This is a genomic window from Kribbella sp. NPDC056345, assembly GCF_042262745.1.
Classification (GTDB): domain Bacteria; phylum Actinomycetota; class Actinomycetes; order Propionibacteriales; family Kribbellaceae; genus Kribbella.
The window spans coordinates 155,591-170,291 of the sequence record NZ_JBHJQQ010000003.1 but is presented as its reverse complement, the minus strand read 5'-3'; the positions used below and the strand labels follow the sequence as shown (position 1 = coordinate 170,291).

The window sequence follows — 14,701 nt, the reverse complement described above, 5'->3', positions numbered from 1 at the left end:
ATGATTCCAGGTCCCTCCGACGAACGGACTACTGACCAGTGGGTTGCCCTGCGGTTCGCTCTGTGGGTTTCGGTGTGGCCGAAACCCGGAGTCCGATCATCGAGACGGCGGCGCCGGTGGTGATGAGGGCTGCCATCGGTACGGCGGTGTGTTCGCCACCGAGTCCGGCGATCGGTGCGATGGTTCCGGCGGTGACCCAGTGGACGAATCCGTGGACGGCGGATCCGGTGCCGGGGTGTTCCGGTACGGCGGCGGATGCGAGGGCGCCGCCGTTCGGGATCATCAGGCCTTGGGCGGTCATCAGGACGAAGAAGCAGATGAGCGCGAGCAGCAACGGGGTTTCGAACCACAGGGCACCGGTCAGCATCGCGATGCCTGCGGTCAGAGCGGCGAGCTGGCCGGTCAGGATGAGTTTGCGGGTGGAGACCCGGCCGGCGAGCCGGGCCGCGATCAGTGCGGCGAGCGTCATCCCGAGGGCGTTGGCCGCGAAGTCGATGGAGTAGGCGATCGGCGAGAGGCCGTTCATGCTCTGCAGCACGAACGCGGATGTGGCGACGTACGCGAACAGCGCGCCCATGGCGGCGCCGGTGACCATGAGGTAGCCGACGTACTCGCGGTTGGCCAGGACGATGCGCCCGGCGGTGCGGAAGCTGCGTAGCCCGCCGGCGTGCCGGCGCTCGGGCGGCAACGATTCGGGTACGGCGACCAGGGTCGCGAGCGTCATCGCGAGACCGAGTACGGCGACGAGCCAGAACGAGACTCGCCAGTGGGACAGTTGCAGGATGAGCCCGCCGAGAAGTGGGCCGACGATGGGCGCGATCCCGCCGACCGCGGCGACGACGTTCAGGACCCGGACGAGCTGGTTGCCGGTGGCAACGTCGACGATGATCGCCCGTCCGATCACCATCGCCCAGCCACCGGCGAAACCTTGGACGAGCCGGGCGATCGTCATCACCGCGATGGTGGGTGCGAGCGCGCAGACGATCGAGGCTGCGGTCATGGCCAGCAGCGCTGCGAGTAGCGGGGTCCGCCGGCCGCGTTGGTCCGAGACCGGGCCGCCGATCAGCTGCCCGAGCGCCATGGCGACGAAGAACGTCGTCAGCGTCAGCTGGACTTGCGTCGCGGTGGTGGACAGCTCCCCGGCGACCTGCGGGAATGCCGGGACGTACATGTCGGTGGCCAGTGGTGCGATCGCGGTCAGGAACACCACGGTCGCGACCAGCCCGGCGGTCAGCCGGGCCTGCGCCTGGGGAGTCTTCATCTAGAGGGTGAGGAGGACTTTGGTGGCGGTGCGTTCGTCCATGGCCCGGTAGCCTTCGGCGGCGCGGTCGAGGGGGAGGACAAGGTCGAAAACCTTGCCGGGGTTGATCTTGCGGTCCCAAATGAGCTGGATCAGGTCGGGCAGATACTGACGGACCGGTGCGGGGCCGCCGTGGAGGTGGATGCCGGCCATGAACAGTTCGTCGCCAGGGATCGCGACGTCGTGGGAGACGCCGACGAATCCGACGTGTCCGCCCGGGCGGGTGGAGCGGATCGCTTGCATCATGGCTTCCTGGGTGCCGACGGCCTCGATGACCGAGTGGGCGCCGAGCCCGCCGGTGAGTTCCTTGACCCGGGCGACGCCCTCGTCCCCGCGCTCCTCGACGATGTCGGTGGCGCCGAACTCCTTGGCCAGGGCCTGGCGATCGGTGTGCCGGCTGAAGGCGATGATTCGTTCGGCGCCGAGCTGCTGGGCCGCCAGGATTCCGAGCAGGCCGACGGCGCCGTCGCCGACGACCGCCACAGTCTTGCCCGGGCCGGCCTCGGCCGCGACGGCGGCGTACCAGCCGGTGCCGAGTACGTCGGAGGCTGCCATCAGCGAGGGGATGAGGTCCGGATCGGGCATCGCCGGGGTGGCGACGAGGGTGCCGTCGGCCAGCGGGATGCGGGCGAGCTCGGACTGGGTGCCGATGGTGCCCATCAGCACTCGGTGCACGCAGTAGGCCTGGTACCCGGCCTGGCAGATCTCGCAGGTGTTGTCCGACGCCCAGAACGAGCCGACCACGAAGTCGCCGACCTTGACCGTCCGCACATCCGGGCCGACCTCCTCGACAACACCGACGTACTCGTGCCCCATGACCTGGTGATCGACGGGCTCAGCACCTCGATAGGGCCACAGGTCGCTACCGCAGATGCAGGTCGCAGCCAGCCGGATGATCGCGTCGGTCGGTTCGACGATCTTCGGGTCCTCGCGGTCCTCCACCTGGACGTTCCCCGGGCCGTGCATGACTACCTGGCGCATCGTGCGCTCCTCCTAGAACGGACGTTGAAACTCACTCTAGGAGTGAACTGCGCCGTCGGCCGGGCAAGAAGTCCCTGTCGATAGGTGTACTCGCAGGGCGCCCTTCGTCGCTTCGCACCGGCTTTCGGCGGGTTACTGTCGGAGGCGTGGACAATCGTCAGGAGGTACGCGAGTTCCTCACGAGTCGCCGCGCCCGCATCACACCGGACCAGGCAGGGCTGCCGACCACCGGTCCCCGACGCGTCCCCGGCCTGCGGCGCAGCGAGGTGGCAACTATCGCCGGGCTCAGCGTCGAGTACTACGCGAGGCTCGAGCGAGGCCAGATCGCCGGCGCCTCCACGGGCGTACTTGAGGCGCTCGCGCGAGCACTCCAGCTGGACGACACCGAGCGGGCCCACCTTCTCGACCTCGCCCGCGCCGCGGACGGAATCCCGACCTCGGGCCGCCCACGACGCCGTACGGCGGGAAAGCCCGCGTCGCGACTCAGCCTGCAATGGGCGCTGGACGCGATCAAGGACGGCGTCGCGTTCGTCCGGGACCCGCACCAGAACCTGGTTGCCACGAACTCTTTGGGCCGTGCCTTCTACTCACCGGTGATCGGCGACAGCGGCCGGATGCCGAACCTGGCCCGTTTCCAGTTCCTCGATCCCGCGTCCCGGGAGTTCTATCCCGACTGGGAACTGTTCGCCCAGATGTGTGTCGGCATCATGCGGGCCGAGGCGGGCCGCGACCCGCACGACCGCGGCCTGCAGGACCTGGTCGGAGAGCTCTCCACCCGCAGCGAGGTCTTCCGCCGCCTGTGGGCGGACCACAATGTCCGCACGCACGGGACGGGGACCAAGCGGTTCCACCACCCGATCGTCGGCGAACTGACACTGGTCTACGAGGAGCTCGCGATCACCGCCGACCCCGGGCTGGTGCTGCTCATCTACACCGCCGAACCCGGATCCCCCTCGTCCGAACGGCTCCAGTTGCTCGCCTCCTGGGCCGCTCCGGCCGACGTACCGTCGAACAGCGACTGAGGAAGCAGATGCAGATCACCCGAACTTCCATCGACACCGTCAAAGGTCCGGCCGACTGGTTCACCGGCGACGTCTACATCGACGCCGTCGCCGCGGCTCCGGCGCCCTCGCGCGTCACCGCGAACCTCGTCCATTTCATGCCCGGCGCACGGACCCACTGGCACCGCCATCCACTGGGCCAGACCGTCTTCGTCACCGAAGGAGTCGGCCTCTGTCAGCGTCGCGGCGGCCCGATCGAGATCATCCGCGCCGGCGACCGCGTCCTCTTCGAGGCCGGCGAGGAACACTGGCACGGCGCCGCCCCCCACCGGCTGATGGTCCACATCGCAATCAACGAAGGCGACTCCGACCACGACGTCGTCCACTGGCTCAACCCCGTCACCGCCGACGAGTACGACGCCGCACCACCTACCGCCTGATCATCGTGGTCGGTTCGCCGCGAGGCGGGACATTCAGTTGGGTGGTTTGCGGTAGATCGCGCCCATGGCGTTGACGCTCCAGAGCTCCTCGCTGCCGGATCGGTGCGAAACCGTCACGTGGAGGACACGGGTTGGCCAGGTAGTACATAAGGATCCACCTCGGCGGGGGCGTTGGTCCGCTTGCACAGATAGGCGATCCGTACCTCGTCGCCCGGCTGGGTGGCGGCGTATCCCTCCCAAACATTCTCGCCGGTCGGCGCTGGAACTGTCAGGTCCGCGACCTTCGCGAGACTGCCCAGCCGGTCGGGCAGCAGGGCAGCCTGGATGGCCTCGGGCGGCTGGGCCTGGGCCTTGGGGGAGCGACTCGTGGTGGTCGGGGACACAGGATCCGGCGCCGTCCCGTTCGAGCGATCGTGCCCGAAGAACCCAACGCCGGCGACGATCACCGTGACGACGGCCGCGACAGTAGCTCCTACACGGCGGCGCTGTACGGCGCGTGTGCTTCTTGCGGCGCCACCACTCGGTCCGGGCGTTGACCATGACCCGCCGGACATACGCTGCCGGGTCCTCACCGGTGATCCGCGGCCAGGCCAACCAGCAGCGCGCCGTAGCGAGCCGCGACGAACGTCTCGAAATCTGCCCGAAGGGCAGTTCGGCGACTCACCCGCCGTCCGTGATCGCCCCGAAGGGCGGTGAAAGCGCGTTGAAAGCGGCCCTTGCGAGAGTTGCCGGGCGGTGGACTGCTGGGCCGGCGGCCGCCGTTTCGGGCTGGAACCGATGAGGCGCAGAGCATCAAGCCGGCATGGGGCGTGCTCTTGCCCGGCAACCACAACAGCGAGGCTGGGGAGAACTGATGTCGGATCGTGTCGTGCGTGGTGGGGTGGCATGTCTGGTGGGGCTGACGCTGGTGGCCGGGACGATTGTCCCGGCAGGGGCGGCACCTCCTCCGGTGAAGGACGAGCCGCTGATCAAGGCAGCCAAGGTGAAATCCGTGTCCGGCAAGGACTACACGCCGATCCCGCGCAAGCCGGATCTGAACGTGGACGTCGTGAAGACACCAACCGTCACCTGGCCGGCAGCAGGCACGGCGGAGGTCGCCGTACCGGAGCCCACTTGGGCCGCGAAGCTGTCCGGGGCAATGCCGAAGAGTGCCGCCGGAGTTCTGCCGGTCTCGGTGGGACCGGCAACGGCCGACGGCAATTCACCCAGCAGCGTCAAGGTGGATCTGCTCGGGCGGCAGGGTTCGTCAGTGGTGGTGAAGCTCACGAACACCGACAAGAGCAAGGCCAAAGGCAAGGTCTCGCTGGAGCTGAACTACGAGGCGTTCCGGCACGCGTACGGCGGTGACTGGGCGACACGACTGCAGCTCGTGGACCTGCCGACCGGGAAGGCGATCCCGACCCGCAACACCGGATCCGGCAAGCTCAGCGCGGATGTACCGGCGACCGGCGTCTTCGCGATGCAGGCGGCCGCCAGTGGGCCCGCGGGCGACTTCGGCGCGACGGCGTTGGCGCCCAGCGCGTCCTGGTCGGTGGGTGGGTCGTCAGGCGACTTCAACTGGCAGTACCCGATGCGCACACCTCCTGGTACCGGCGGGCCTACTCCTCAGATCAGCCTGGGCTACTCGTCCGGCGGTGTCGACGGCCGGACCTCGTCGACCAACAACCAGACCTCGTGGGCCGGGGAAGGATTCGACCTGGCTCCGGGTGGTTCGATCGAGCGGCGGTACGCGTCGTGTGGGTCGAAGTCGGAGAAGACCGGCAACAACGGCACGCGCCCGGTCGGTGACCTCTGTTTCGCCACCGATAACGCGACATTCAGCCTGAACGGCAAGGGTGGCGAGCTGGTCCGCGACGACCAGACCGGACAGTGGCGCCCGAAAGGTGATGACGGTACGAAGGTCGAGCGGCTGCAGGGTGCAGTCAATGGTGATCAGGGCGACAGCGCCGCGACCACCGGCGAGCACTGGCGGATCACGGGCAAGGACGGTACGCAGTACTACTTCGGCCTGAACAAGATCCCGAGCCCGAATGCCGTCGACACGAACTCGACCTGGGTCGTCCCGGTCGCCGGCAACCACGCCGGTGAGCAGTGCTACCAGACCGCCTTTGCGAACTCGTTCTGCCAGCAGGCGTACAAGTGGAATCTCGACTACGTGGTCGACCCCCATGGGAACACGATGTCGTTGTTCTACGAGACCGAGAAGAACAACTACGCGTACAACGGCACCGAGACCACGGTGAAGTCGTACGACCGCGCGGGCAACATCAAACGCATCGACTACGGGCAGACCGCTGGTCAGGTGTTCTCCGAGAAGCCGGTGGCCCGGGTCCACTTCGACACGACCCAGCGCTGTGTGGCCGGGATCAACTGTGCACCGGCGGACTTCCTGGACACCCCGACGGATCAGGAATGCTCCAGCACGACCCGGTGTACGAAGTTCGGCCCGAGCTTCTTCACGAAGACGAAGCTGAGCAAGGTCCGGACCGAGGTGCTCCGTGGTACGACGTACGACACGGTGGACAGCTACACCTTCCGGCACAGCTTCCCGAACCCGGGTGACAACACCAGTCCGCGGTTGTGGCTGGAGGCGATCACGCACGCCGGTGAGGTGGGTACGGGTGCGGTGTCGATGCCTGAGGTGAACTTCGACAAGGTTCAGCTGAACAACCGGGTCGCGGACGGGTCCGGTCAGTCGCTGCTGGACTGGTTCCGGATCAAGGCGATCCATTACGGCACCGGCGGCGAGCTTTCGGTCTCCTACTCCGCGAAGGACTGCAGCCTGCCGGGCAACGTCCCGCCTGTCGACGACAACCACCGCCGCTGTTACCTGGTGAAGTGGACGCCGCCGGGTGCCGTCGATGAGCGGGAGGACTGGTTCCACAAGTACGTCGTGACGTCCGTGGTCGAGTCCGATCGGGTCACCGGGATGGTTCCGGTGATGACGTCCGTGACCTATCCGGAGGGCCCGTCGTGGCGGCACGACGACGAGGACGGGCTGGTCGAGATCGGCCGGAAGACCTGGTCGCAGTGGCGTGGCTACAAGCGAGTGGTCGTGACCAAGGGGCACCCGTCGGGGACCCAGTCGGTCACCGAGCACAGGTACTTCCAGGGCATGGACGGTGACAAGCTGAAGGCCGGCGGCGTCAAGGACGTCCAGATCGAGGACTCCACCGGAACGAAGGTCGACGACCTGAACACCCTGGCCGGTCAGGAACGGGAGAGCAGCAAACTCGTCAACGGCGCGGTCGCCGAGCGCACGATCACCGACTCCTGGGTGTCCTCGCCGACGGCGACCCGGGTCCGCGACTGGGGTACGACGAGTGCGTTCCAGGTCGAGCAGAAGGCGGTCCGGCAGTGGACGGCCAAGCCTGGTGGCGGCTTCCAGCAGACGGCGGCGAGCAACGAGTACACCTCGACCGGTGTTCTCACCGCCTCGTCCAACGCCAACGACCTGGCGACCACTGCGGACGACACGTGTACCCGGTTCGAGTACGCGAGCAACGCAACCAAAGGCATCGCGGAGCTGCCGACCCGGACCCAGACGGTCGCCAAGGCGTGTGATCAGCCGTGGACCAAGGACGACGTTGTCTCGGACCAGAAGCAGTCCTATCAGGGCGGCGCTGCCCCGGAGAACGGCAAGCCGATCGCGACCCAGCGGCTGAGCGGGTTCACCAGCGCGGGCGCGCCGACGTACCAGACGGTGAAGCTGACCACGTACGACGACCATGGCCGGAAGAAGACCGAGACCGACGCGAAGGACCGGACGAGCACGTTCGAGTACCTCCCGGCGGACGGTCCGGTGACGAAGACGAAGGCGACGCTGCCGAACGGGCACAGCACGAGCACGGACCTGGATCCGGCCTGGGGTCAGTCGACCAAGGTCACCGACGTCGCCGGCCGGGTGACGGTGGCGCAGCGGGATCCGATCGGGCGGATCAGCAAGGTCTGGCTACCCGGCCGGGCCCAGACCGCGACCCCGAACGTCGAGCACATCTACCACGCCGGGGTCGACGCCCCGAACGTGATTCAGAGCAAGCACCTGCAGTCCGACGGGTCGGTCGAGACGAGGTACGAAGTCCTGGACGGGCTGCAGCGCAAGCGCCAGGTCCAGCAGCCGGCCGCGGACGGGATCGGCCGGGTCGTCACCGACATCGAGTACGACTCCCGTGGTCTGCAGATCGTCGAGAACAGCCCGTACTACAACGACGGGCCGCCCGGGATCGTCCCCTACGACCCGGTCGAGGAGGAGCTTCCGGCGCGCAAGGCGACCGAGTTCGACGAGGTCGACCGGCCGAAGAAGGAAGCGTTCTGGTCCTTCAACCAGGAGAAGTGGTTCACCACCCACGCCCATGAGCCGGACCGGCAGACGGTGAACCCGCCGACCGGTGAGCAGGCGACCACGAAGATCTCCGACGCCCAAGGGCGGCCGGTCGAGTTGTGGACCTACAACACTCCGGACCCGAGTACGAACTACGCCAAGACCAGCTACGCCTACACCAAGGCGGGTCAGCTGGCCTCGGTCACGGACCCGGCCGGGAACCAGTGGCGCTACAGCTACGACCTGATGGGCCGGCGGACCAAGGTCGAGGAGCCGGATCGCGGGACCAGCCTGTTCACCTACAACGAGCTGGACCAGGTGACGTCGAGCACCGACGGCCGCGGTACCAAGCTGTTCTTCAGCTACGACGAGATCGGCCGCCAGCTGGAGGTCCGCGAAGGCAGCGAGACCGGGCCGCTCCGGGTCGAGCGCAGCTACGACAACCTCGCGACCGGTTCGCCGAGCACGGCGACCCGGTGGGTCAACGGCAACGCGTACAAGACCGAGGTGACCGGGTACGACGTGGGCGGGCAGCCGCTCGGTACCAAGGTCACGATCCCCGCGAGTGAGGGTGCGCTGGCCAAGACCTACGAGATCAGCGCGACCTACACCCAGACCGGTCAGCCCAAGAGCCTCACGATGCCCGGGGTGGGCGGTCTGCCGGCCGAAACGCTGACCACCGGTTACGACGCCAACGAGGTACCGAAGACGTTGTCGAGTGAGCTGGGCAGCTATGTCACCGATGCGGAGTTCAACTCGTTCGGCGATCTGACGATGGTCGAGCTGCAACCCACGGGCGGGAAGTGGCTACGGCACTCCTACGTCTACGACGAGGCCACGCGACGGATCACCCGGGCAATCAGTCAACGGGAGACCACTGGTCCGCAGCGGGTCCTGGACCAGTCCTACACCTACGACCACGCGGGCAACGTCACCAAGATCGTGGATGCTCCTGCTACGGGTAGTACCGACCCGACCGATACCCAGTGCTTCAACTATGACGAGTCGCGCCGGTTGACCCAGGCATGGACTCCGTCGAGCGGGGGGTGTGGGGTGCAGCCGACGAGTGCGAGTCAGCTCGGCGGCCCGGCGCCGTACTGGCACCAATGGACGTTCGATGCCATCGGCAACCGCAAGACCGAGAAGCGGACCGCGACCGCCGGGGTGACGACGAGCACCTACGACTACCCGGCAACGGGCCAGCCCCGGCCGCACGCGGTCCAGAAGATCACGACCACTGGACCGGGTGGTACCAAGGTCAACGAGTACGGCTACGACGCGATGGGGAACCAGACCAGCCGGACGCTGGCCGGGGTGGGGGAGTCCTTCGACTTCGATGCCGAGGGCAAGCTGGCCAAGGTCACCAAGGGCGACAAGAAGACCGAGTTCATCTACGACGCCGACGGGAACCGGTTGCTGCGCAAGGACTCGACCGGTACCACGCTGTACCTGGGTTCGACCGAACTCCTGCTGATGCCCGACGGTTCCCAGCTGGGGACCCGGCACTACACGTTCGGGAAACAGACGATTGGAGTCCGGGTCGGGACCAAGCTGACCTGGCTGGGTTCGGATCACCATGGTTCGGCGACGCTGATGGTGGACGCCGGGACCCAGGCGTACCAGCGCAAGCGGATCACGCCGTACGGCGAAACCCGGGGCGCGGTACCCACCAGCTGGCCCGGCCAGAAGGACTTCGTCGGCGGGACCCGGGACGACTCGACCGGGCTGGTTCAGCTCGGCGCCCGCGAGTACGACCCGACGTCCGGCCGGTTCATCTCCGTCGATCCGGTGGTCGATCCCGAGGATCCACAACAGCTCAACGCCTACGCGTACGCGAACAACAGCCCGGTGAGCTTCGTGGATGCCGACGGCAAGCGGTACCGGGTGGAGACCGTCACGGAACTGAAGACGATCGTCCGCCAGCACGTGAAACGGATCGTCGAGCTGCAGAAGGAGGTCATCACGGTCTACGTGAAGATCGTGATCTGGACCTTCATCTCCCGGCTGGCGTCGATCTTCGGCCTGCACAGCCTGGCCGTGAAGAGCACCGCCGAGGTGGCCCGCCAGGTGACGATCTGGAAACAGGTCGTCAAGACGATCAGGTACCACACCAAGGAAGTCATCCGGATCGTCACCAAACGGTTCGTCAAACTCTCCGGCAACGACGCCACCGAGATGAAGAACGCCCTCAACCTGGCGAACAGTGTCGAGGCCGGCCTGAACAACCAGGACAGATCCGTCGACGCGCTGGCCAAAGTGGCCAAGGGGATCGGTGATCGGGCCAGAGCGGCCCAGCTCGCAGCGGCGAAGAACGAAGGACAGAACCAGACGGCCGCGGACAAGGAGGACGCTGAAGGCCGGGAGAACGCCGAGGATCTGGGCAAATCCGGTGGCCGGGCGCTCGGCGGGACACTCGGCGGCTTCGCCGGGCGAGCTCTGGGCGCTGCGGGACTGGCGTGTGGGCCCATGGCGTGGGCGTGTGTCACCCTCCTCGGGGCTGCCGGCGGCTACGCCGGCACCAAGGTCGGTGGCTGGCTCGGTGGTCTCTTCCACGACATGTGGACCAGGCCCAAGACCCAGCCCGACATCACGCGGAAGGAATACAACGACCTCTGCAGCACCCCTGGCGCGCAGGAAGCCTGCAAGTATTCGACGGTGCCGGGATGAGCCGGTTGCTGCGCGGCCTGACGGCTGGGTTGCTGGTGGTACCGACGGCTGTCGTTGCCGGTCCGGGTGCGGCGGTGTCCGCCGCGCCCGCCCCGGCGCAAGCGCAACGGGTCGAGCTGACGCATCTTCGGTCCGAGACCCGGCAGGTGTTCCAGGAGCCGTCGGGGCTGCACACGATGGAGCAGTTCGCGTATCCGGTCCGGGCCCGGAAAGGCTCGGACTGGGTGCCCGTCGATACCTCCCTGAAGCTGCACCCGGATGGCTCGGTGCGGCCTGGTGCGATCGTCACCGAGCTGCGGTTGTCCGGTGGCGGCGACGGCCAACTGGTTGCGTTGGGCAAGGAGGACAAGCAGGTACGGATGGGTTGGAAGGGCCGATTGCCGCGACCGGCTCTTGCCGGTGACACGGCGACCTATCCGGAGGTGCTGCCCGGGGTCGACCTGAAGGTGCGGGTCGAGGCGGCCGGGTTCCAGCACTTGCTGGTGGTGAAGGATCGCGAGGCGGCGAAGAACCCGGCACTGAAGAAGCTGCGGTTCCCGGTCAGCGGCACCGGCCTGAAGGTGGTGACGACGCCGGATGGGATGACCGTTGCCACCGATTCGGCGGGGAAGACGCTGTTCACCGCGGCGAAGGCGGTGATGTGGGACACGGCCGCCCCGGCGAAGTCGCCGGAGGCCGAGCCGATGGCGCGGTCCACGAGCATCCCGACGACCCAGTCGGCGAACGAGTTGGTGATCGAGCCCGACCAGGCGCTGCTGAGTTCGGCGACGACGCGCTATCCAGTGACGATCGATCCGTCCTGGTCGGTCAGCAACTACCTCTGGACTCACGTCATGAAGGAGTCCGAGGGAACGTCGTACTGGGTCGACGACCGTCAGGACGGCGCCAAGGTCGGCAGGGCTTGGGGAGAGGCGGTGACCTACCGGAGTCTGGTGCAGTTCGAGTCCGGGCCGTTCCTGGGCAGCAAGGTGATCGGCAGCCGGTTCGAGATGAGTCTGCACCACAGCCCGACCGGTTCGCCGACGCCGGCCCAGTTGTGGCGGACCCGAACCATCGATCGCAGCCAGCCGGTGACGTGGGCGAACATGGCGAGTCACTGGTACCAGCATCTGGCGACTGCCCACGGCAACTCGTGGGGCAGCCAGCCGGACATGCTGATGGGCTGGACGGACCCCAGACTGACCAGCCACCTCCAGACTGTGGCCGACAACCGGAGCCCGACGGTCACCTTCGGGATCAAGGCGGAGACGGAGAGCGCCGCAGCGCAGGACCAGTGGAAGAAGTTCCATGGCGGCAGTGCGAAGCTCGTGGTCAGCTACAACAACGCGCCGTACGCGCCCGAGCGGGTCAACTTCAGCCGGCCTCGCCCTTGCGGAACGGCGGCGGCGCCGACGGTGGTGAGCTGGCCGCTGTCGGGGTACTCGTTCTCGGCGAAGGCCACCGACAAGGACAGCGACAACGTCGTCACCCGGCTGTCGATCCACCGGGCGTCCGACAACGGGCTCGAGTACGAGGTCGATTCGGCGAACACCACGTCCGGCTCGGCCTTCGCCTGGCCGGCGATCCCGCGGGAGGAGTTCGCGGACGGCCAGACCTACTACTTCGTGGCCAAGAGCAACGACAACGTCGAGAACGACGGGATCGACTTCGGTCCACCGACGCCGCCGTGCTACTTCAGGGTCGACGCGAAGAAGCCCGGGCCGGCGGAGCTGATGTCCACCGACTTCCCGGACGGCGAGGCCAACCTTCCCACCCGGACCGTCGGTACCGTCACGCTGAAGCCGGCTGCCGGTGACACCGATGTGGCCGAGTACCTGTACGGGTTCAAGCCGGAGCGGATCGTCAGCCGGATCAAAGCCGGGCCGGACGGTACGGTCAAGCTGCCGGTGTCGGTCTGGCAAACCGCGAGCGGGAGTGTTCCCGCCAGGATGCTGTACGTGAAGGCGGTCGATGCTGCCAACAACGTGAGCGACGATCCGGCCGTGTGGCAGCTCAGCGCGAACAAGGTCACCCAGTTGCCGGCCAAACGCCGCGGCGACGTGAACGGTGACGGCCGGGCAGATCTGTCGATGGTGCTCGATCAGGGTGAAGGACGGACCGCGATCTGGAACGTGGTGTCGAACCCGGGCGGTGGGATGCACACCGGCCAGATGGCCTGGGACAGTGGCACCAGCGGCGGCTTCGCGATGTACCGGACCCGCCCGGTGCGGGGTGACTTCGACGGTGACGGCCGGACCGACGCGGTCCTGGTCCGGGAAGAGGCCGGCCGCCGGATCGGGCTGTACCGGGGTCTGTCGGACGGAGAGCGGTACGACTTCGCGTCAGCGCCCTTCTGGCACAGTGGGCCGAACGGCTGGCCGCTGAGCACCGCGCGGATCGTAGCGGGTGATGTGAACGCCGACGGCAAGGACGACATCGTTGCCCAGCTCAACGTCTCGGGGACGAGCTGGCGGACGCTGACCTTCCTCGGCCCGACGCTGACCAACCCGGTCGAGTGGCTGTCGACGCCGAGCCCTTGGTCGGCCAGTGCGCCGCTTCTGGCGGATGTCGACGGCGACGGCAAGGCTGATCTGGTGGACATGCAGAATCTGGGCAGCTGCCGGACGGTGACCAGATACTTCAAGTCCAATGGCACCGCGTTCAGCGCGACACCCGTGACGTTGCTGGACTCGAACAGCTACTGCTGGGAACGCAGCAAACCACAAGTCGGCGACGTCGACGGTGACGGCAAGGACGACATCGTGGCGCTCTACGAGAACAGCTCGACGGACACGGCCCTGAAGGTGTTCCGTTCCACCGGTACGGCGTTGGCCCTGACCGAGTGGTGGCGTGACACGACCTCGTTCGACCCCGCTCGGACCGCCGTCACGACAGGTGACATCACCGGCGACGGCAAGGATGACGTGGGGCTGTTCTCCTCGCTCGACGGTGGCGGCCGGGAGGTCTTCACGCTCGCTTCGACCGGGACGTCGTTCGGTACTGCGACCAGTGGGTGGAAGGAGCCGCGGGTCGGTGCGAGTACCGGTCCGAGCTTCGACATCGAGGAACGCACGTACGAGCTGATCAACCGGAACAGCAGCCGCTGCCTGGACGTCTGGCTGGCCAGCCAGACAGACGCCGAGAAGCTGGTCCAGCACACCTGTAGCGGTACGTTGAATCAGCGGTTCCGGATCAAGCAGATCGCCGGCACGGATCAGTACGAGATGCACACCGTTCACTACCAGGGCCAGATCGGTGACGGGCGGCCGCGGTGCCTGGATGTCGACGACCGGCTGCTCCAGGACGAGACCATGATCCTGCAGTGGCCGTGCGTGGGCACATCGAATCAGCAGATGCGGATCGAGTACCTCGAGGGCAGCAGCTACGACACCGTGGTGCGGTTGAGGTTCGCCCATAGCGACAAGTGCGCTTCGCCGTCACAGGGGAGCACAACCGAGAACGCCACGATCGTCCAGCGGACCTGTACGTCGGAGGCGAGCCAGCAGTGGATTCTGCGTGCCGGTTTCAACCCGATGCAGCCGGACGGTAAGTACCGGATCCGGGCGGTTCATGGCGGGCATGCTCTCGACGTCGTGGATTGCCGCCCCGACGGCGACGTCCGGATGTGGGTCTGGGTGGCCGGCAGCCCGTGCCAGCGCTGGGAGTTCCGGCCGATCGGCGACGACGTGTACAAGATCGTCGAGCCGAGCACCGGTGAGGCGCTGGACGTGATCGGCTGCACCGGCGCCCTGAACCAGCGGGTCGGGACCATCCCCGAGTCGGAGACCAGCTGCCAACGCTGGCGGGTCGAGCCGGCAGTCGGCGGCAGTTGGTCCATCACCCAGGAGGGAACCGGCAACTCGCTCGACGTCGCGGGCTGCAGTCCGGACAAAGACGCCAGACTCATCACCTGGCACTACTGGAACGGCCCCTGCCAACGCTACCTGCTCGACCAGCCTTGACGAACACTCTCGCTCCCGTGCAACCAGCGAGCGATCCTTGCCGGTGGCAA

General features: G+C 67.2%; 7 protein-coding genes. 4 read left to right on the top strand and 3 right to left on the bottom strand.

Features of this window, described 5'->3' with window-relative positions; all coding sequences use genetic code 11:
• Positions 1–28: 28 nt before the first annotated feature.
• Positions 29–1,261, bottom strand: a complete 1,233-nt coding sequence (locus ACFCV3_RS11790; protein ID WP_376029078.1) for a multidrug effflux MFS transporter — start codon at positions 1,259–1,261, stop codon at positions 29–31.
• Positions 1,262–2,281 carry a zinc-dependent alcohol dehydrogenase family protein gene (locus ACFCV3_RS11785; RefSeq protein WP_376029075.1) on the bottom strand — a complete coding sequence of 340 codons (1,020 nt, stop codon included), beginning with the start codon at positions 2,279–2,281 and terminating at the stop codon, positions 1,262–1,264. It lies immediately after the preceding gene.
• A 146-nt stretch (positions 2,282–2,427) separates the two neighbouring features.
• On the opposite strand from ACFCV3_RS11785, the gene ACFCV3_RS11780 reads away from it, so the two are divergent.
• Entirely contained in the window at positions 2,428–3,303 is an 876-nt protein-coding gene (locus tag ACFCV3_RS11780; protein WP_376029073.1) for a helix-turn-helix transcriptional regulator, read from the top strand.
• 8 nt (positions 3,304–3,311) lie between these two features.
• The gene (locus ACFCV3_RS11775; RefSeq protein ID WP_376029070.1) at positions 3,312–3,722 is read left to right on the top strand and encodes a cupin domain-containing protein; all 411 of its coding nucleotides are present in this window, start codon (positions 3,312–3,314) and stop codon (positions 3,720–3,722) included.
• Between the two features lie 113 nt (positions 3,723–3,835).
• Here the strand turns inward: ACFCV3_RS11775 and ACFCV3_RS11770 are convergent, their stop codons facing one another.
• A complete protein-coding gene (locus ACFCV3_RS11770; protein ID WP_376029069.1) occupies positions 3,836–4,168 on the bottom strand; it encodes a hypothetical protein in 333 nt (110 codons plus the stop codon).
• 407 nt (positions 4,169–4,575) lie between these two features.
• Here ACFCV3_RS11770 and ACFCV3_RS11765 point away from each other — a divergent pair, with 407 nt between their 5' ends.
• The gene (locus tag ACFCV3_RS11765) at positions 4,576–10,710 is read left to right on the top strand and encodes an RHS repeat domain-containing protein (RefSeq protein WP_376029066.1); all 6,135 of its coding nucleotides are present in this window, start codon (positions 4,576–4,578) and stop codon (positions 10,708–10,710) included.
• Entirely contained in the window at positions 10,707–14,651 is a 3,945-nt protein-coding gene (locus tag ACFCV3_RS11760; RefSeq protein ID WP_376029064.1) for an RICIN domain-containing protein, read from the top strand. Before ACFCV3_RS11765 ends, ACFCV3_RS11760 begins: the two co-directional genes overlap by 4 nt.
• The last annotated feature ends 50 nt before the right edge of the window (positions 14,652–14,701 follow it).